General features: G+C 43.0%; 23 protein-coding genes and 1 pseudogene. 17 read left to right on the top strand and 7 right to left on the bottom strand.

Features of this window, described 5'->3' with window-relative positions; genetic code table 11:
* Positions 1 to 21 precede the first annotated feature (21 nt).
* From AC3WU2_RS11065 to AC3WU2_RS11030, 8 genes are all read left to right on the top strand, one after another.
* Positions 22 to 138, top strand: a complete 117-nt coding sequence (locus AC3WU2_RS11065) for an IS3 family transposase (protein ID WP_492454052.1) — start codon at positions 22 to 24, stop codon at positions 136 to 138.
* Positions 139 to 864: 726 nt separating this feature from the next.
* A complete protein-coding gene (locus AC3WU2_RS11060; RefSeq protein ID WP_492454017.1) occupies positions 865 to 1,788 on the top strand; it encodes an ABC transporter ATP-binding protein in 924 nt (307 codons plus the stop codon).
* Positions 1,785 to 2,558 (top strand): ABC transporter permease, encoded by a 774-nt coding sequence (locus tag AC3WU2_RS11055; RefSeq protein ID WP_492454015.1) that lies wholly within the window; start codon positions 1,785 to 1,787, stop codon positions 2,556 to 2,558. Before AC3WU2_RS11060 ends, AC3WU2_RS11055 begins: the two co-directional genes overlap by 4 nt.
* Positions 2,559 to 2,571: 13 nt before the next feature.
* Positions 2,572 to 3,345, top strand: coding sequence for an ABC transporter permease (locus tag AC3WU2_RS11050; protein ID WP_492454013.1), 774 nt, complete (start codon positions 2,572 to 2,574; stop codon positions 3,343 to 3,345).
* 13 nt (positions 3,346 to 3,358) lie between these two features.
* Positions 3,359 to 4,060 carry a response regulator transcription factor gene (locus tag AC3WU2_RS11045; RefSeq protein ID WP_492454011.1) on the top strand — a complete coding sequence of 234 codons (702 nt, stop codon included), beginning with the start codon at positions 3,359 to 3,361 and terminating at the stop codon, positions 4,058 to 4,060.
* Positions 4,057 to 5,127 carry a sensor histidine kinase gene (locus AC3WU2_RS11040; RefSeq protein ID WP_492454009.1) on the top strand — a complete coding sequence of 357 codons (1,071 nt, stop codon included), beginning with the start codon at positions 4,057 to 4,059 and terminating at the stop codon, positions 5,125 to 5,127. Before AC3WU2_RS11045 ends, AC3WU2_RS11040 begins: the two co-directional genes overlap by 4 nt.
* 23 nt (positions 5,128 to 5,150) lie before the next feature.
* Positions 5,151 to 5,627: a signal peptidase II gene (lspA, locus tag AC3WU2_RS11035; RefSeq protein WP_492454007.1), complete on the top strand. Its 477-nt coding sequence runs from the start codon at positions 5,151 to 5,153 to the stop codon at positions 5,625 to 5,627.
* A gap of 100 nt (positions 5,628 to 5,727) precedes the next feature.
* On the top strand, positions 5,728 to 6,147 hold the full coding sequence (locus tag AC3WU2_RS11030) for a VOC family protein (RefSeq protein WP_492454005.1): 420 nt from the start codon (positions 5,728 to 5,730) through the stop codon (positions 6,145 to 6,147).
* Positions 6,148 to 6,299: 152 nt separating this feature from the next.
* Here AC3WU2_RS11030 and AC3WU2_RS11025 read toward each other — a convergent pair whose 3' ends face one another.
* On the bottom strand, positions 6,300 to 7,136 hold the full coding sequence (locus AC3WU2_RS11025; RefSeq protein ID WP_492454003.1) for a helix-turn-helix transcriptional regulator: 837 nt from the start codon (positions 7,134 to 7,136) through the stop codon (positions 6,300 to 6,302).
* 318 nt (positions 7,137 to 7,454) lie between these two features.
* On the opposite strand from AC3WU2_RS11025, the gene AC3WU2_RS11020 reads away from it, so the two are divergent.
* Positions 7,455 to 7,625 (top strand): YxiJ family protein, encoded by a 171-nt coding sequence (locus AC3WU2_RS11020; protein WP_492454001.1) that lies wholly within the window; start codon positions 7,455 to 7,457, stop codon positions 7,623 to 7,625.
* Here AC3WU2_RS11020 and AC3WU2_RS11015 read toward each other — a convergent pair.
* The 3 genes and pseudogenes from AC3WU2_RS11015 to AC3WU2_RS11005 all read right to left on the bottom strand — a co-directional run bounded on the left by AC3WU2_RS11015 (position 7,543) and on the right by AC3WU2_RS11005 (position 8,792).
* A complete protein-coding gene (locus AC3WU2_RS11015) occupies positions 7,543 to 8,106 on the bottom strand; it encodes a DJ-1/PfpI family protein (protein WP_492453999.1) in 564 nt (187 codons plus the stop codon). The two genes, AC3WU2_RS11020 and AC3WU2_RS11015, sit on opposite strands and share 83 nt — an antisense overlap.
* A gap of 59 nt (positions 8,107 to 8,165) precedes the next feature.
* Positions 8,166 to 8,339, bottom strand: a pseudogene (locus AC3WU2_RS11010) (YitT family protein); the annotation flags it as partial.
* Positions 8,340 to 8,351: 12 nt separating this feature from the next.
* Positions 8,352 to 8,792, bottom strand: a complete 441-nt coding sequence (locus tag AC3WU2_RS11005; protein WP_492453997.1) for a GNAT family N-acetyltransferase — start codon at positions 8,790 to 8,792, stop codon at positions 8,352 to 8,354.
* Between the two features lie 127 nt (positions 8,793 to 8,919).
* On the opposite strand from AC3WU2_RS11005, the gene AC3WU2_RS11000 reads away from it, so the two are divergent.
* From AC3WU2_RS11000 to AC3WU2_RS10975, 6 genes are all read left to right on the top strand, one after another.
* Positions 8,920 to 9,372, top strand: a complete 453-nt coding sequence (locus AC3WU2_RS11000; protein WP_492453995.1) for a MarR family winged helix-turn-helix transcriptional regulator — start codon at positions 8,920 to 8,922, stop codon at positions 9,370 to 9,372.
* 222 nt (positions 9,373 to 9,594) lie between these two features.
* Entirely contained in the window at positions 9,595 to 9,876 is a 282-nt protein-coding gene (locus tag AC3WU2_RS10995; protein WP_492453993.1) for a hypothetical protein, read from the top strand.
* 282 nt (positions 9,877 to 10,158) lie between these two features.
* Complete coding sequence (locus AC3WU2_RS10990) at positions 10,159 to 10,542, top strand: VOC family protein (RefSeq protein ID WP_492453991.1); 384 nt, start codon at positions 10,159 to 10,161, stop codon at positions 10,540 to 10,542.
* Between the two features lie 178 nt (positions 10,543 to 10,720).
* A complete protein-coding gene (locus tag AC3WU2_RS10985; RefSeq protein WP_492453989.1) occupies positions 10,721 to 11,194 on the top strand; it encodes a hypothetical protein in 474 nt (157 codons plus the stop codon).
* A 581-nt stretch (positions 11,195 to 11,775) separates the two neighbouring features.
* Positions 11,776 to 12,054: a glycosyltransferase family protein gene (locus tag AC3WU2_RS10980; RefSeq protein ID WP_492454050.1), complete on the top strand. Its 279-nt coding sequence runs from the start codon at positions 11,776 to 11,778 to the stop codon at positions 12,052 to 12,054.
* The gene (locus AC3WU2_RS10975; protein ID WP_492453987.1) at positions 12,051 to 13,388 is read left to right on the top strand and encodes a CgeB family protein; all 1,338 of its coding nucleotides are present in this window, start codon (positions 12,051 to 12,053) and stop codon (positions 13,386 to 13,388) included. Before AC3WU2_RS10980 ends, AC3WU2_RS10975 begins: the two co-directional genes overlap by 4 nt.
* A 256-nt stretch (positions 13,389 to 13,644) precedes the next feature.
* Here the strand turns inward: AC3WU2_RS10975 and ytxJ are convergent, their stop codons facing one another.
* The gene (ytxJ, locus tag AC3WU2_RS10970) at positions 13,645 to 14,007 is read right to left on the bottom strand and encodes a bacillithiol system redox-active protein YtxJ (RefSeq protein WP_492453985.1); all 363 of its coding nucleotides are present in this window, start codon (positions 14,005 to 14,007) and stop codon (positions 13,645 to 13,647) included.
* Positions 14,008 to 14,123: 116 nt separating this feature from the next.
* Here ytxJ and AC3WU2_RS10965 point away from each other — a divergent pair, with 116 nt between their 5' ends.
* Positions 14,124 to 14,471, top strand: a complete 348-nt coding sequence (locus tag AC3WU2_RS10965) for a DUF1360 domain-containing protein (RefSeq protein WP_314591461.1) — start codon at positions 14,124 to 14,126, stop codon at positions 14,469 to 14,471.
* On the opposite strand, the gene AC3WU2_RS10960 is transcribed toward AC3WU2_RS10965, so the two are convergent.
* Both AC3WU2_RS10960 and AC3WU2_RS10955 read right to left on the bottom strand, forming a co-directional pair.
* Positions 14,454 to 15,446 carry a CgeB family protein gene (locus AC3WU2_RS10960; protein ID WP_492453982.1) on the bottom strand — a complete coding sequence of 331 codons (993 nt, stop codon included), beginning with the start codon at positions 15,444 to 15,446 and terminating at the stop codon, positions 14,454 to 14,456. The two genes, AC3WU2_RS10965 and AC3WU2_RS10960, sit on opposite strands and share 18 nt — an antisense overlap.
* Positions 15,447 to 15,534: 88 nt before the next feature.
* Positions 15,535 to 16,194, bottom strand: coding sequence for a BMQ_0737 family morphogenetic spore coat protein (locus AC3WU2_RS10955; RefSeq protein ID WP_492453980.1), 660 nt, complete (start codon positions 16,192 to 16,194; stop codon positions 15,535 to 15,537).
* Between the two features lie 108 nt (positions 16,195 to 16,302).
* Between AC3WU2_RS10955 and AC3WU2_RS10950 the strand changes: the two genes are divergently transcribed.
* Positions 16,303 to 17,583: a hypothetical protein gene (locus AC3WU2_RS10950; RefSeq protein ID WP_492453978.1), complete on the top strand. Its 1,281-nt coding sequence runs from the start codon at positions 16,303 to 16,305 to the stop codon at positions 17,581 to 17,583.
* Positions 17,584 to 17,610: the final 27 nt, after the last annotated feature.

The following is a 17,610-nucleotide window of genomic DNA, read 5'->3' as shown; positions in this document are numbered from 1 at the left end:
TATCCTTATGATATCCGAAATATGAATGAGGCACAAAGGAGAATTGAAAAGTATATTCAGTTTTACAATCAACATCGTCCACAACGAATGCTAAATAAGCTGCCTCCGGTAGAGTACCGGAAGCAGCTTACAGCCTAGGGCTTTATTCAGTGTCTATAAAATGGGGTCTTGACCAATTGCCAGGTGGGGGCTATTTTACGCTTACAAATATGGCTAAGTAATCATCATTGTTGATTACTATCAAAATGAAGATCACCTTTGCAACTATTTAAAACCACACTACTAACTATTGTCGGGTGACAAGAACATATATTGTTTTACGTGAATGAAGACGGTTTTCAATTAGAGTTAATTTCGCATTTTCGTTTGAGCTAGAAACCACAACTTACGATAAGCACCTGCGATCGAAATCAAGGCGAGGTCTGCTCCGGCCCAATTTTGCTTAATCTTGAAATGTCGCTCTAGTCTTCAATCTAACCAAGTTTGAACTTGAATTTTTATAGCGGTACTTAGGCTAAAAAGGGGAGCATCAAGGTCATTATTCAATGACTGTTGAGATATCCCTTTTTTGCTGTGCAATGACGAAATGCATTCGTCCCAGATATGAAATGAGCAGGATCGTCAAGAAACCAAGAATTTTCTTGCAAGGTAACATATTTCATTCCTAGTGCATGAACGGGACGAAGAACTGCACCAGTGCAAGTTATCTAAACGTACTACCAACGACGGTAAATCTGAAATACACTTTATCGAATTTTAATCATTTCAGTATCAAACTTTTATTTTTATAAAGGTAGCTTTTAATTTTCAGTGGTTAACATGAAAGGCAAGGTTATCATCGAAGGATATTCGGGGGGAAAGCTTATGGGAAACAAGATACTGCTGGAAGTACGGGGATTGACGAAAACCTTCGGTTCCAGGACCGTCGTGGATCGTCTGAATCTTCGAATTGAGGAAGGGGATATATACGGGTTCCTCGGCACGAACGGTTCTGGAAAAACAACGACGATCCGCATGATAACGGGTCTCGTCCATCCCGATGCCGGCGAGGTTAGGGTTGGCGGGTTTCATCTGAAATCGCAGTTTAAGGCTGCTATCTCTCTTGTAGGCGCCATTGTTGAGAATCCGGCTTTTTACACGTATCTTTCCGCCTATGATAATCTCAAGTTGACGGCGAACCTTTTGCCGGGGGTAACCCGGAAGCGGATCGATGAAGTGCTTGAAATCGCTGGACTGTCCGATCGGGCTAAAGACAAGGTTGGTACTTACTCGCTTGGCATGAAGCAGCGGCTTGGCATTGCGTGTGCGCTTCTGAACCGTCCGAAGCTGATCATTCTGGACGAACCTACGAACGGACTGGATCCGCAAGGAATGAGGGGGATCAAGGAGTTGATCGCGCAGCTCGCGGCGGAGCAAGGGATCTCTTTTCTGATTTCAAGCCATCTGCTTCATGAAGTCGAACAAATATGCACCAAGGCAGGGGTTATCAGGAAAGGGAAGCTGATTGCGGAGGGTGAGGTCAGGCAGCTGCTTGCTTCAGGAGAGGAAACCGTAGAGATCGTCACTTCGGAACGGGACAAGGCGGAGCAGCTTCTAAGATCAGCATCCGAGGTCATTTCCGTTTCGCGCTCCCAAGACCAACTCATCGTCCGAACGAACGGCGATTGCTCATTCAAGCTGAATCAACTGCTCATGACGAGCGGCGTTCACATTCGAACCATTAGCCGCAGGCCTCGGACGCTTGAGCAATTCTTTTTCGACATAACGGAAGGAGATGGCGAGCCGTGATCAGGCTGATCCAAAACGAGTTTTACAAAACATTCAGATTAAAAAAACTTTATATTTTCATGGCTATCCTGGCCGTTCATGCTTGGTTAACCGTTCATTTCTATAACGCAGGCGGGGAATGGAAGTCGGTGATTCTGATGCCTAACGGTCAGTCTCTCCCGCTGACGCTCCTGAACAGCATGGCTCAATTTATGACCGTATTTATTCCCATCTATGTTGCCGACCTGATAACAGGCGAAGTAAAAACCGGCACGTTAAAAATGTCGTTACTGCGTCCAGTCCGGCGAATCGAATGGCTCAATGCCAAAATCGTCTCCTTATTCGTATTCATGACGGTACTGCTTGTTTTCTCCATCGCAGCGGAATACGCGATCGGAACGCTCGCATTCGGTTGGGGCGAACAAACACTCTATGCCGGATCGCTGTATACGCAGACAGAAGGTGTGTGGTTGACGCTTCGCCTGTCCTTCTCCATGCTCCTGCCGTATATGGCTTGCGGAATGATTGTGATGTTCATTGCCGTATCCGCGACGAACATAAGCACAACGATCGGGTTATCCATCGGCGTGTTGACCGCCACGCAATACTTGAATGCTTTCGAGCAGCTCAAACCTTATTCCATTGTGAACCAAATGTATTTTTTTCATGAATATGTTAATCAGATAAACGGGGAGGCCGCGACTCAAAACATCGCGGTGATTGCCGGATATATCGCCGTTTTCTATCTCGTCAGCGCAATCATCATAAAGAGAAAAGATTTCATCCTGTAAGGGGGTACGCTCCTTGAGCAAGCTTATCCAATGCGAACTCTTCAAAGTGTTCAGGCAGAAAAAGCTGTACTTGTTCATGCTTTTTCTGACCGCTGTGGAAATATCGGCTGTTTTTCAAATATATCGGGAAGCAGCAGGTTTCACTGGCTTCGGGCCTAATGGTCAGTCGTTTCCATTGATCCTACTCCATAACAGCACATTTTTTATCCCTATTTTGATCGCGATCCTGGCGGCCGATTCCATTGCGGAGGAATACCGGAGCGGCAACCTAAAAAAGGCGCTTCTTTGCCCGGTAAGCAGGATGGATCTGCTTCATGCCAAAATCGTGTCTATGTTCACCGTTGTGGCGGTTCTGCTTATTTTTCTGGTTCTTTCCTCTTATGTTATCGGTACTCTGGCTTTTGGGTGGGGGGAACGAACAGTTGTCGACGAAATTGTTTATACATTTAGCGAAGGGGTCCGGCTTGTGGCCCAAATCGTTCTGCTATCTGTGCCGCCTAATCTGGCGTTCGGTATGATCGTTATTTTTGTAGCCTTGCTGACGACAAATCCAGGCGGTTCCATCGGAGCAGCTCTCGTGCTTTTAGCTGTTTCTCCGCTTGTCGAGGGAATCCCGCAGGTTAGAGATTTTATTATCGGTTATCAAATGCGGGTCATTCCCTTTCTTCCTCTACACGATATGGCTGCGATAGACTTGTGGGGCGGTTTGGCCGTCATCATCGTCTATTTTGGTGTTCTATACGCGGGTAGTGTTATGATGATAAGGAAGAAAGATATTTTGATTTAAATGGGGTGAACCTGTGTCGTTTGACAGAATCTTGATCGTGGAAGATGAGAAAGAAATCGCCGAATTGTTAAAAGACTACCTGGTGGAAGAACATTTTGAGGTCATCATCGCAAGCGACGGACGAGAGGCGTTACACCTATACAGAGAATACCGGCCGCAATTGATGATTTTGGATATCATGCTGCCCAAGCTTGACGGAATGGAAGTATGTCGCACGATCCGATCGGAATCGTCGATACCAATCATCATGCTTAGCGCCAAGAAAAGCGACGTGGATAAAATTATCGGACTAGGGATCGGTGCAGACGATTATGTCGTTAAGCCTTTTAGTCCAGGCGAGATTATCGCAAGGGTCAAGGCGCAGCTCAGAAGGGCCAATCAGCTTTTGTCTCCTGTGGGGACATCGGAAATCGTCCGATATCAAGATCTGGAGCTTAATATTAAGGCTTATGAAGTGACGGTCCGGAATCTACCTGTCCCATTCTCGGCTAAGGAGTTCGAGGTGCTTCGTTTTTTTGCCCTTCATCCGAATCAGGTACTGACTCGCGTACAAATTTTTCAGCATGTATGGGGGCTCGACGAACGCGGGGACTTGAATACCGTAACCGTTCATATTAAGAAAATCCGGGAAAAAATCGAAGTCGACCCCGCCAATCCGACGATGATCAAAACGGTGTGGGGAGTCGGCTACAAGCTTGACGGTGGTCCGCGATGAAGCTCGGAATTCGCTTCAAGCTGATCGCAACGCTGACCGTGATCATCATCGTTCCTGCTGTTTTGATGAGCATTTCCGGAGTCCGAGAAAAGCATACGGATCCAATCGAAGGGGCTATTGGAATAAACTTCATGTTCCTGATCGGTTTTCTGGCGGTGGCGTTTGTTTTATGCGCTTATCTATTAGCGCGGGTCATCACAAGACGTATCCTCCTGCCGCTTAAGGAATTGAATGCTGCCGCGGAACAGATTATGAATGGCAATTTGGATGTTGAAATTCGAAATCGATACAATGACGAGATGGGCCGTTTTAGTTCCGCTTTCGATATCATGCGAGCCAGGTTAAAGGAATCTTTGGATCGGCAAGCTGCTTACGAACGGTCCCGCAATGAGCTGATCGCGAATATTTCCCACGATTTACGGACACCGATTACATCCATTCGCGGATACGTCGAAGGTTTGCAGGACGGCATAGCCCGGGATGAGCAGAAGGTCACCCGATATCTTGCGGTTATCAAAAACAAAACCGATCTGCTTGACCGCTTGATTGAAGATCTGTTTCAATTCTCGCAATTAGAGTCAGGACAACTGGTGATGGACATTCGGGAACTAGACAGCCGAGAGTTCCTCGAAGCGATGATAGCACCATTCGAAATGGAGTTTCATGATGCTGCGGTTGTATTGACTGTCGAACGGCCCTTTCCCTCCAGACCTATTCAAGTCGATAGCGATCGCATGGCGCAGGTGTTTGAAAATATCATCGAAAATGCAAAAAAATATGCCGGCAATCCCGCTGAAATGACAATTTCGACTCGAGACGAAGCGGACTGGATTCGGATTGTGATCAGAGACAATGGGATTGGAATCTCCGAAGAGGATACTCCATACTTGTTCGAACGCTTTTATCGAGGAGAAAAATCGCGTTCCCGTGCGTTCGGGGGAGCCGGATTGGGTCTTGCTATATGCAAACGAATCGTAGAAGAGCATGGAGGTCATATTGGGGTGCAGAGCAAACCGGGGGCAGGTGCCGAGTTTTACTTGACATTGCCGGTTGTCAAAGAGGATTGAAGAAAGGGAGAGGAGTTCACATCGTGTTTCGTTACTACTTTATAGCCTTGTGCGTGATTATTGCGGACCATGCGGCAAAATGGCTTGTGTCGACTTATATGAAAATCGGACAAGAAATCCCCTTAATACCTGGAGTTCTTGGGCTTACATCCCTCCGCAACAGAGGGGCTGCTTTTGGCATTTTGCAAGGACAAATCACATTTTTTATTATCGCGACGACCGTTGTCCTTATCGGAATTATGCTCTATTTACCCAAAGCGCATCGTGAAAAAACGATCTTGCCTTATGGCTTAGCCCTTATATTGGGCGGAGCGCTGGGTAATTTTATTGACCGTGTTTTTAAAGGGGAAGTTGTGGATATGATTCAAGTTCATTTTTTCCACTTCCCCGTTTTTAATGTAGCTGATTCCTTCTTATGCATTGGTGTCCTTATTGTATTGATTCATTCTTTGAAAGAGCCACGTAATAAGGATGAAGAGTTGAAGGAAGTGGTTAAATAAAAGTTAACGCCAGCAGGTCAATTTTAGTCTAGAGGATTATTTATTACAATGGAGAAGTTATAGAAGGTATTGAATGATTTCTCTTGAGGGAGGGTTTCAAATGAACACCACATCAAAGAGTAAACCACTTGTTCATACTGTAGTTCAGGTTAGACTGCCAGTTAGAAATATCGATGAATCCGTTGCATGGTATGAAAAGTATTTCGGCTTTACACATTGCTGGAAAACCGAAGAAGAATCAGACCTGAAGCTTGAACCAGGACCCTATTTGTTTTTTAAACGAGTAGAACAACCCATTCCAATCCATATTGTATCGGACGGAAAACCCTATGCGGTACTTTGTATAAAAACATCTGATGTTTTTGAATGTTACCAAAGATTCGTCGACGCAGGTGAAGAGGTAACCGAAATAACGTATACTTGGGGTATTGATCGATTTCCTGAATTCAATGTTACAGATCCTTCAGGCAATATTATAAATATAGCGAATTATCCCGATTTACATATTAATGGTTTTTGAGCTATCGGTCCGCGTTCCCCGAAAGTTGGAGTGATTGGAACCATTCCATTGAAATCGCCCTCTGAGTAATTAACATTGCTTTTATAATCAATTATATTTTGATGGCAAAGTTCTTCAGCAGATTCTGAACGCGTTGAGTGCGGTCTCGAAGTTTATTGCCGGTTGACCTTTCTATATTCGCTTGGCGGAATCCCGTTCAATCGCTTGAACGTCCTGCTCAAATGGAATTCATCGAGGAAGCCGCAATTGGCAGCAACAGCCTTAAGCGGCATATTCGTGTAAAGAAGAAACTTCTTAACGTGCTCAATTTGGATTCGCATTAAGTAGTCTTTCGGGGACTCTCCTAAATAACGAATGAACAATTTTCGAACATACGACGTTGAGAGATGATTGAGTTCGCACAACGTGCGGATCTGGAGATTGTTAGCAAATCTCAGTTCCAACTCTTGACGAATACGTTCAAAACTCTTATGAGGCTCGGATAATCCACTTTCTTCGGCAGTAGATATTCGGTGCCATTCTTCAATAAGCTCAAGAAGTATCGTTTGTGTATGGAACTCTCCTCGCTGTAAGCCCGGGACCCAGCATTTGTGCGCGTTTCGGAGACGTTGCGTCCATAAAAGGAGATGTTCGGGAGAAGCTTTATGTAGAAACGGTAAATGAAGCGATTCCGTCAATGCGTCGGCTGACCAATGCAAAGAAGTCTCCGAATTCTTCGTGACCTGTATGAGCTCGGTCAACGTCATGATAATATCCATTCCTTCGCTACCAGCCTCCATCGACATTCTAAGACCGGGCTTTAAGTAAAGCAGGGTACCAGGTCCAACTGTTTGAATTCCCTCATCAGTAATAAACGATCCGCTACCTCCATAGATCCAATAGAAGCTATGTGTATGAATGTTTCGTCTTTTATCGCTCCAGCCCGACATCTTGTGCTTATCATTCATCCAATGAATACGTACAACTAGATCGTCTAAGGAATAGACCATTTCGCTCACCTCTGGGCGGAACACCAGCTACAACGGGTGTTAAACCGCTGGGTAGAGGGCAGGGGATTCAGTTTTCAGTTAGATCGATTGGACCAACCAAGCCTTCAAGGCACAGAGATGTGGCTCAGCATCGTTTATTTACTTACTGAAGTGGTCGGTGTAAGCGAAAGCTTGGGATATAGGCCTAAGGGCGTTCATCGCCCAGAGGTAGCGCTTCCGCACCGGCCTTGGCAAAAAATATTATAAATAGCCCTTTTCTTGATGACAAAGTAGGTTGTCGCGGCAACCTGCTTTGTTTGTCCGTTTTTATAAAAAAACGTGTCGGTCGAAAAATTACTGTTTTCATTCTTTAATTGGTTTCATCAATACAAGTTCATTGAGGATAGAATCGCCGATTACGAGGAATTTAGTCGGGAGCATTGCCATGATACCAATTGGAATCGAAATCCAACTTCAATAATTGTCCAAATCTCTCACCGAACTCAATAAACCCTCTTCCTCTTGCAGTCAGTATATTCCCATCTTGGACTACAAGATCATTACAATAATTCGCTTCATTAAAAAAACCTGTTTCCTTTCTCTGTTTTTCATACATGCCAATTGTGTATCTACGATCTTTTAATATTCCTGCTTTTGCTAATAGATATGGAGAACTTGAGATTGCTGCAATTACAAGATCTTTATTATATAGGAAACATCTATTTATAAAATCTATCAGATCATCATTGTCATACAGCGTGGAAATATCCATACATCCTGGAAGTAATAGGCTATCTAGCGTATTAATATCGACATCATAGATCGTTGTATCAGAAATGCAAGTTAGATCCGATTCACCGATTATTGGTTCTGAAGTAATCCCAATCGTCTTTATCGGGTGATCTCCCTGCTTAAGAATGGAGAGAGCAACGGTTAATTCATATTCACTAAACAAAGGGTACAAAATCACACCTGTTATTTTTGTTTTCATTTCATATATTCCTTCCTTAAATATTTACTATTGTGGATGCCTTTTATCAAAAAAAGGGTTCACTGATGTGTTTTACTGGTTTTTATCAATTGATTCAAGACTTTCTGTGTAAGTGGCATAAAGTAATTAAGAATTAATCCGCCTAGACCAACGGTTAGTAGAGTTCCAACACCAATTGGCCCATTGAAAATAACTGCGGTAATCAAGAAAAACAGATAAATGATCGTGCGCGCCAAACTTCTTCATTATTGTGAAAGGAGATCTTTAATCATTAAAATATGAGGGATACCATCCTCAATAAATTCAGCTGATGAAGCCTGATAGCCAAGTTTTCTATAAAACCCCTCTGCCTGAGTTTGCCCGTGCAATTTGACTTGATGATTTCCTTTTTCAACAGCGATTTCTTCTAATGCGGAAATGATTTTCTTCCCAATCCCAAATTTCCGGTATGGCTCTAAAATACAGATACGTTCTAATTTACCTATTCCATCAAGAATGCGAATCCTTCCTGTGCCAACGGGTTGCCCATTGTAATAGGCGAGTATATGTTCACATTGTCCATTCAGCGCATCAAATTCATCAAATTCATCTTTAAGGGGTACACCCTGTTCATCAACAAATACTTTCTTTCGAATGGAGAATGCATTTTCTAATTCCTCAGGTCGTGTGATTCTTTTTGTATTCACGGTTCCAATCCTCTCTGGATTTATTTTTTTTGAAAAATTCGGCATAATGAATTCAGCATCAATAACAGGTATATAATAAAATAATATTGTTGCAAATGCAACAAAAAATCTATTGGTAGGTGTTCGAATGAGGGAAATACTTCGCGAAGTTGGAATGATCGCTAGAGCTTTGGATTCCATAAGCAATATAGAGTTCAAGGAATTAGATCTTACAAAAGGGCAGTACTTATATCTGGTTCGTATATGTGAGAACCCGGGAATTATTCAAGAAAAGCTGGCGGAAATGATAAAGGTGGACCGAACAACTGCAGCACGTGCGATACAAAAACTCGAAATCTCTGGATTTGTTGAAAAGAAAGACGATGAAACAAACAAAAAAATTAAAAGGCTATTTTCAACTGAAAAGGGTAAGCAAGCGTACCCCTTTCTAAAGAGAGAAGGGGATTATTCTAACTCGGTTGCGTTAGCGGGACTTTCTGAAGAAGAATCCGAAACATTGTTTCATCTTCTGCATAGAGTTAGAAAAAATATTGAGATCGAGTGGGAATTCGTAAAGAAGGGAAATAAAAGAGAGTACTGATATTAAAAACGAATAGCTAAAAATAATGAGAGCAGCCGGCAAATAAGACGTTATGTGAATTCTTGAATAGATCAAAACTATAGAGTTGACTATTATGCTAATCTTTGGAATCGATTGTGAAGGGGGAGGAATTATGTGATAAAATGGAAATTGTCGGGAATTGGGATTTATTGAGTGTTCGTAATATTGAAAATAAGATGCATAAAAACGGAGGGTTTTCATATGACGCAAGATGAATACATTGCATTAGGGCTAAATGGAGAAGGAGCCTTAAAAATTATAATGAAAGGTTCTGTAGAAGAACTGGAAAATAATAAAGTCGGTGTTGTATCAGTAGTATTTGCTACAACCAATAAAGAGACTGCTCAACAAAAAATAGAAAAACTAATATCAACTACCGATTCAAAAGACTACTATATGGTTTATAGTGTGCCATTGGAAATAGACCTAACAACTCTTGAACACTATCCGTCTATAGCAATCAGCAAAGAAGAGTTATCTTAATCAAATTCGCATTTTTCCAACAAAATGAAGCTACAAGTTTCGATTTTATAGCAAGCCGCTACCGATGAAAAGCTTGATAAACCAGGCTTTTCTTTTTTTATGTAGGAACATTTGTGTCATACAAAAATACACAAATGTTCCTACATAATAGTATTTTGACATAAAGTAACCTACATTGTGGCGGATGGTTGTTGACATAGAAAAACAATCATTTATATACCAGAAAATAACAAAAACTGATACAATTAGGTGAGATTCTAAATTCAAGGAGGAGACGATGTGATGAGTATTGTAAAAGAAATTAACTGCATTTACATCCCTACAACCGATACAGAAGAATCGGCCCAATGGTATGTGCATAATTTTGGTTTGGAGTTAATGAGACCCGTTCACGAAAATCAGGCTCAGCTTTGTATTCCTTCGGGACAAGCCATTTTTTTGATTAAGACTCCTGAGCAGACAAATCTAAACTACATTCAAATAGGTGGAACGGAACAATGTGCACTTACCTTGGAAGTCAATGATTTTCAAGGACTCTACAGCCAAATGAAAAACAACGGAGCTAAGGTATCAGAGATTGAAGATAATGGGGGCTGTGGTCTTAATTTTTATGCCTATGACCCAGATGGAAATAAACTCGATATATGGGGTGGCTGGCCCCAGTAATTTGTCATTCAGATAACGGGAAACGTTAGTTCAACGAGTTCTATTAACCGATTACGAAAACCGGATTCCTTCTGTGTTCGCATTCATTGCGACCAGGTGCTTTTTCATGTTTCATTGTTTTTCTTCGGATTACTACCCGATCGGTGGTTTAGTTGTCTAAATAAGGAGGGAAACGTTTATGAAACAATTTCTATATTTTATAACAGTGTCGATTGCAAGTTATTTTACTGGAGTTTTTTCCTATATGGGAATGCAGCTTCTACTTGATTTTATCTATGGCCAGAGCTTTGAATATGCGGAAAATCTTATTTATTTGACAGCAGCTTCGTTCTTATTTATCGTCATTCCTTTATATTTATTTATTCATTATCTTCTCTTACACTTTAACCGTTCCTATTTCTGGCTTCGAACTCTAATTTTTATTATTGTTGGTATTATTCCTACGTTTATTGCTTTTTTCTTGATGGGTTTTATGATGTATGCGAGTAGCTTTTTTAAAACAACGATTATGATCCCGTTCTATGCATTTTTTGCTGGAACTGCTATTGTATTCTCTATAGGATGTTGGGCAAATAATATTAAAAGTATTAAAACTTACTATATAATTTTATCCGTGTTAATTTCCATATCCGTAATAATTTTATTAAAATAAAACAAGTGATAGAGATGTATGTTTATAAAGAGTCATCTCTACTCTGTATAAACGTGGTATCAATCATCCTTCACTAATAGAGGAAAATTCCACCAGATTTCACAACCAAAAATGAAAAAATTAGAATATCATTTGCTGAATTAAAACACCACCGTGCATTTCTCTTAGAAAGGGGAATAGACGGTGGTGTTTTAAAAACCGCAATAAAACCCCGAAAGCTCCCGGAGCCGCCCTACAGCCCCCTTTCAACAACTGGTCATTCGCCAATTTTCCCTCATCTGGATTAACGTCCATGATGCAAATAACTACGGTGCATATATAGTATACAGACCTATTAATCCAGCTATAGACAGGATGAATGCTGTGGAAACAAAGAATCATGGTCTTTCGAGCAGCGGACGGGATGATCAATATGCGTTGGGTTATTCACATGGCTATCGGCTAGGACACAGTGAAAACATTATCAAGAGACTCCCGAGTGATCATCATTTAACTTGAAAAATGAGTGTGATATGTACCTCAAGGGTTTGATGCGATCGATATGGGGATTTCAGTGACCCTTCGCGACCAAGCGCACGTTAATTGCCGGTGGTCACTGGGATCGATTGAGGAGCTATGAATTGCTTCGCGATAAGTTCATTGGTGGTTGGATCCCGATTGAAGAGACGGCCAATTATTACAATAGTGCTCGGATTGTTCTTAATTTGCATCGCCAGTCCGATGCTAGGAGCGATAACAAGAACAAAAGAAAAATTGTCGGCACATCGACCAACCTGCGAACCTACGAAATCGCAGGATGGGCTACATTGCAAATCACCGATATACGAAAATTGAATTTTTGTGAAGGAGTGGCGTCATGACATTTCGTTTTAAGACTGGTGTCGTTGTACCAAATAGCCTCATGAACCGCTTTTCAGCACGCACGATCTCAAGTCCGAGTACGAGTAATAACTATAGGTTGAGTCCGAAGCCCAGAGTGAAATCGAAGCTGGTGGCTCGAGTGATATCTAATTATAAATCGAAGGTTAGATCGAAGGTTAGATCGAAGATCAGAAGTAAGCTGGCCGTATCTCCTGTGATCAGAGTGATCAAGAATACCCATGCGATTGAAGAAATGAGAAGACAAGGGAGAGAGCATGGATATGAGAAGGGCTTTGATGAAGGCTACTTGCGCGGCAGAGCAAATGTGATTGTGAATCGTCCTCAGGAGCAGCCCGTATTTCGTCCGCTTCATGTGCTGTATGTCTCCTCAGGCAAAGGATTCCCTTATTCTCCGCTGGATGAAGCGATCATTACAACGCTGCAGAGCATGGTAGCCCGTGTTACGCCGACCGATCCAAGACAGCCTATTTCTGCGCAAGTAGCGGAACTGCATCCCGACCTCGTACTCGTTCTTGATGGGATGGTGGTTCCTGTTGAACAAATTCAAGCCGTTCGCGCCTTAGGCGTCCGTACTGCAATCTGGCTCACGGATGATCCATACTACACCGACATCACATCTACGATCGTACCTCACTATGATGATGTATTCACGTTGGAGCTGAATTGCGTCGCGCATTATCAATCCAAAGGCTGCAGCCGAGTCCATTATTTACCTTTTGGCTTCCATCCTGAACAATATCGGCCGCTCACGCATGTGTCAGGTGTACGCCGCGATATTAGCTTTATTGGCTCAGGCTATTGGAACCGTGTTGCATATTTCGATCAACTAACAGGTTACCTACATGACAAAAATATAATCATATCCGGGATCTGGTGGGATCGCCTTCGTGAATATCAAGCGATTCAACACAAAATCGAGCTGGATAAATGGATGGGACCGCAAGAAACCTCAGATGCCTACAGCGGCTCGAAGATCGTCATTAATATGCATCGTGCGTATGATGATGATAGTGTCAACAGCAATGCAACCCGACTAACAGCCATTTCCCCGAACATTCGCACCTTCGAAATTGCGGCATCTGGAACGCTGCAATTAACCGATGTGCGGGATGATCTCGCCCGGTTCTTTACGCCAGGCGTAGAGATCGAGACGTATTCCTCACCGCAGGAACTGAGGGATAAGGTCGATTTCTACCTCACGCATGAGAAAGAACGAAGAGAGATTGCCTTGCGTGCGCTCGAACGTTCCTCACGTGAGCATACCTACGCCAAACGGCTTGATAGTATGCTATCGACGATATTTAACACCTAATGTGGTATCGATCAACCCCGGTATACGCCTGTTATACCGGGGTTCTTTGCACAAATGCATGGGACAACCCGGAATTTGTACGAACCCGCAGTGCATTTGACAACCGCGTTTGAAGAATTGAAGCTGCTTGTAGAATTCAGCAGCTTCAGCTCGTCCCAGAATTTAATGGACAAATCTAAAATTAAAGAGCTTCTCATTCATTTAGCACAAAAATGTCCATCCTTTATTCGATGAACATCATAAGCTTGTTGTTTAATTAGTTAGGGAAAAATTGATCTGCAGCAGCGACCAGGCTGTTCGTGTGAATCCTTTGATGCGAAGCATGCCACAAGACTTTATTGTCATGAATCAACAGCACTTGAGGCGATTGATGTGGAATCCCAAGCAATTGTGTAACTTGCTTCGAAATGTGCTGTTCCTCGATAACCCTTACGACAGCGAATAGAAACTTAGAAGATTGATTTGGAAAGTGATCCATAAACCGATGTAGGGCGACATGCGCATTGCGGCTTGGACCACAGTTCGTACTGTGCTTATATAGGAATACCGGGGTTTCGAATGATTTTTGCAACCAATCTTTAAGTTGTTCCTCGGTTTGTAGCATGATTAATCCTGACATGAGGCGGGCTCCTTTATATAAGGATATCTCCAAATTCTGACCGGTTCTTGTGTAGCTTACCGTGTCATATGATGAAGTAATATCGTTACGAGAGAAGTAAAGGGGGAACTTGCAACTTGTGGCAAATACCTTGGATAACGTTTATCCTGCTTATTCTGGCGAGTTATCGATTAACTCGTTTAATTGTATTTGATCAAATTACATCTTTCATTCGTCGTCCATTTCTGGAAGAAAAATTTGAACAAGACGCATCAGGATTTGTCGTCGCGACGATTGAGGAGAAGGGCGGGCGTTTCCACGCATTCATGCGGGATTTGCTTACCTGTTATTGGTGTGTGGGCGTATGGTCATCGGTCGCAATAACACTCGCTTATTTACTGATTCCGTCTATCGCATTTCCCGTTATTCTCATCTTAGCGATTGCTGGAGCAGCGGGGATTCTAGAATCATTTGTTCGGGGTTAAATTTAAGATTCCCAGCATCGTCTCAAGGCGATTGGCGAAGGTATGGCTCTCCAACGTTCGGTCGTAAGCCTTTTTGGCTATTAATGTTCTCGCGCCGTCTTCGTTAACCAAGGCATGAATTTGCTCGGCACATTCTTTCGGTGATGAGAAACAGGTAATTTCCTCGCCAATCTTATAACATTGTTCTAGATCAGGCCGATAGTCAATGAGTTGATAGGCATTGCAGGCTGCGATATCGAATGTCCGATTGTTAATGGAGTAGCCAGGTACTCCCGTTTTATTCTTATCCAGAAAGGCATCATCGTGGCTTCGGTGAATATTAAGTACCACTTTGGCTCCGTTATAGTATCGAACGGTTTCCGGGGTGTTGACCCATTTTTTGCGAATGTTCGGTATACAACCATCGGAAAGTTTGAGCGTATCCCAAAAATGGCCGACGACTTGAACCTTCAGTTCACGGTCTAAATACCCTAGCATTTCCTCCATGAAAGTGATTCGGTTCTGATATCCGGTCCCGACAAAGCACACATCGCTATGATAAGTAGGGTGCGTTGTGAAAGGACGGAATATATCTGGATCGGTTCCAAGCGGCAAGTGAAATACGCGGTTGCAACCAATGCGTTCATAGAAAGGAATGCAGCCGGAATCAATCGTAAACACAACATCATAGGCTGCCGCAACTTCGAAGGCATTGTCGATGGCATAGGGGTCATCGGTGAACCAGACGGCTGTCTCGATGCCCATATTACGAATGCGGCGAACGATATCGACTGGTAAATGTGACTTCGGACCGCAAAGGGTCAACACCAGATCAGGCGCATATTGCTCGATTTCCGGCAATAAATGTTGAATCGGAGATCGGTTCAATAGAAAAAATCGGGTCTCGGGATATCTGCTGATCAGGGCCTTCATGAGCGCATTATCAAGCATATCGATGGGCCTGCGATATCCTGAAACAATATAGTAAATTTTCATAGTTCTCTCCTGTATGCTGTCGCTGTAACGCAAATTTGTAAAAAAAAAGGGATGGTGTGGTACCACCCCAACGACAGCAGGTTTTCTGTTAAGTGAGCGGGAATGGGTATGGGGGACCAGGAAAGATCGTAGGACATTGATTCGGGAATGTAACCGTACATGGATTTTCCGGAATCGGAATATCCGTACGTGGTTGACACAATTCCGCTTCGACCATCAATTTGACAATCGCTGTGACTTGAATGCTTTGGCAGATGTTGATATCGACGTTCACAGAGGTATCGTCTACAACATCTAGAACATCGATTGTCGTTCCGGATAAGATGACAGTCACTTCAACGTCTGTTCCTGGAGGCGCGCATAACAGTACTTTTTCAAATCGGACAAAACTCTTCGTGTAAGAGCAGTGAGGCAAACCTGTGGTGTTATCAATGATCGTAACGCGATAGGTTCCTGTTTTTCTAATAACCACCCGTTGCAATGTTACTGTAGTCCCACCAATTACTACGGATACATTTTCTCTCACGGAACCAGGTTTCTCTACTGCTGCAACACTAACCAACTCGACTTCAACGGAAAACGACGAAGGCAACGGTAAGCATGCAACTGGGTCAATGATTGATTCGTCAACGATTTGGACCACTTTGACAATCCAGTCGAATATCTTTGGAACTTGTATACACTCCAGAGTAGGTAATGGTAAATATTCTGGAGGTGTATTTTGCCCTTGAACTAATTTACGTTCCATTTATATTTCGAGCCTCCTTTGTAGTTGTTAAACTCAATTACAGTCTATGGGTATCGTGGTAAAAAGGTGACGGGTAAGTTTGATTTATTTTGTTCAGGGGGGATGCGTGTGGAACAGCAAGTCGTCATTCGTAATCCAGCGGATATTCAGTGGTATGGTCTGAATAAAGACGGGTCCATGGCGTATTCAAAATACCGTCTGGACGGGTTTCCTGCTTATGGACGTATCAAGGCGAACGCCCCGATTACATCCTTCAGCATGCTCCAGAACGACGGTATTCTTCATATCATGGCTGATACCGCCAGCGGGATGTATTACATCAAAGCTGTAGAGAATAGCCAAGATCAGCAGGAGCAGCGAATCGTAGCGAGTACGGAAGCACGTTTTCCCTATTTGTTCTTTTATAAATCGATTCTTTATGTATGTTGTATTGTCACGGAACTTGAAGTAACAAAGCTTATCTTGAAGTCTTTGGAAGCTGGATTATGGAGCGAGAAGTGTATTCCTTTATTTGGAGATGAAGGTACCTCGGTTCGGTTGGATGATGCGGTGTTCACGATATCGAATCAGGGCAAGTTGCATGGTTTATTTCGCTACCTCAACCCCTTAGATGAATGCGTTCTGTCTTGCTTGGAATATGATGTAGAGCAGGATGTTCGAATCGAACGCCGCTTATTTGCATTGAAGCAGAAGAACCAACGCTGGCATTTGGGGCTGGATGTGGACAGTCTCGGCATGCCTCACTATGTATGGACGATCCTAAGTGGGGGAACAGCTGCTTATTATTATGTGAATGCGGACCGTGAAGCGCGTTCCTCGATGCCGCTATTAATCAACAGGGATCAAGATGCGGCCATACCGCATTTCTTATTTGCGAATGACTTAATCCTCGTCATGTTCTGGGACGGCGATGGACAAATTGAATACGTGTATTCCTTAAACCAGGGGCGGACATGGTCTGCCAGCGGTCATATTCATTTTGGTAAGCAATCTTCCTTGCGAATGGTTCAATCCATTAGGAAACAGACTTGTGTTGTATCACCGGAGAAGTTGCTTGGCTTTCATATGCCTTTTTTTCGGTCCCTTGAATTTATCGACCTGTTTAACCCCCTCGTCGGACTGGGATTCTCGGGATCCATGTTGGAACGATTGCACTGGATCAAATTGCAGATGGAATATCTCTATCGTGACTACCTGCAACATACAAGTCAGTTGAGGCAGGAAGCGAGCGAAATCGCTCTTCTTAATGAAGCAATGGAAGATCAGGTCAGACATCTCATGAGAGAAGTTGATCAATTGAAGGAAGAGGAAAAGAATGTACTTGAACAGCTTAAGGCTGTGAACGAAATGAAAGCGGAAGAACCTTTTTCCCTACGCTTCATAAGATAGTACATAAATGCCTATGGGCGGAGGTGA

The organism is Paenibacillus sp. EB106-05-06-XG162, from assembly GCF_058791655.1.
Note: the sequence above shows the minus strand (reverse complement) of the source record. Positions and strands in the feature narration are given on the sequence as shown.

Bases quoted from the DNA above. Each gene is read 5' to 3' on its own strand.
- AC3WU2_RS11030 (WP_492454005.1), top strand. From the start codon at position 5,728: ATGAACACCACATCAAAGAGTAAACCACTTGTTCATACTGTAGTTCAG.
- AC3WU2_RS11025 (WP_492454003.1), bottom strand. From the start codon at position 7,136: ATGGTCTATTCCTTAGACGATCTAGTTGTACGTATTCATTGGATGAAT.
- AC3WU2_RS11060 (WP_492454017.1), top strand. From the start codon at position 865: ATGGGAAACAAGATACTGCTGGAAGTACGGGGATTGACGAAAACCTTC.
- AC3WU2_RS11015 (WP_492453999.1), bottom strand. From the start codon at position 8,106: ATGAAAACAAAAATAACAGGTGTGATTTTGTACCCTTTGTTTAGTGAA.
- AC3WU2_RS10960 (WP_492453982.1), bottom strand. From the start codon at position 15,446: ATGAAAATTTACTATATTGTTTCAGGATATCGCAGGCCCATCGATATG.
- AC3WU2_RS11040 (WP_492454009.1), top strand. From the start codon at position 4,057: ATGAAGCTCGGAATTCGCTTCAAGCTGATCGCAACGCTGACCGTGATC.
- AC3WU2_RS11000 (WP_492453995.1), top strand. From the start codon at position 8,920: ATGAGGGAAATACTTCGCGAAGTTGGAATGATCGCTAGAGCTTTGGAT.
- AC3WU2_RS11065 (WP_492454052.1), top strand. From the start codon at position 22: ATGAATGAGGCACAAAGGAGAATTGAAAAGTATATTCAGTTTTACAAT.
- ytxJ (WP_492453985.1), bottom strand. From the start codon at position 14,007: ATGTCAGGATTAATCATGCTACAAACCGAGGAACAACTTAAAGATTGG.
- AC3WU2_RS10995 (WP_492453993.1), top strand. From the start codon at position 9,595: ATGACGCAAGATGAATACATTGCATTAGGGCTAAATGGAGAAGGAGCC.
- AC3WU2_RS10985 (WP_492453989.1), top strand. From the start codon at position 10,721: ATGAAACAATTTCTATATTTTATAACAGTGTCGATTGCAAGTTATTTT.
- AC3WU2_RS10975 (WP_492453987.1), top strand. From the start codon at position 12,051: ATGACATTTCGTTTTAAGACTGGTGTCGTTGTACCAAATAGCCTCATG.
- AC3WU2_RS10990 (WP_492453991.1), top strand. From the start codon at position 10,159: ATGAGTATTGTAAAAGAAATTAACTGCATTTACATCCCTACAACCGAT.
- AC3WU2_RS10955 (WP_492453980.1), bottom strand. From the start codon at position 16,194: ATGGAACGTAAATTAGTTCAAGGGCAAAATACACCTCCAGAATATTTA.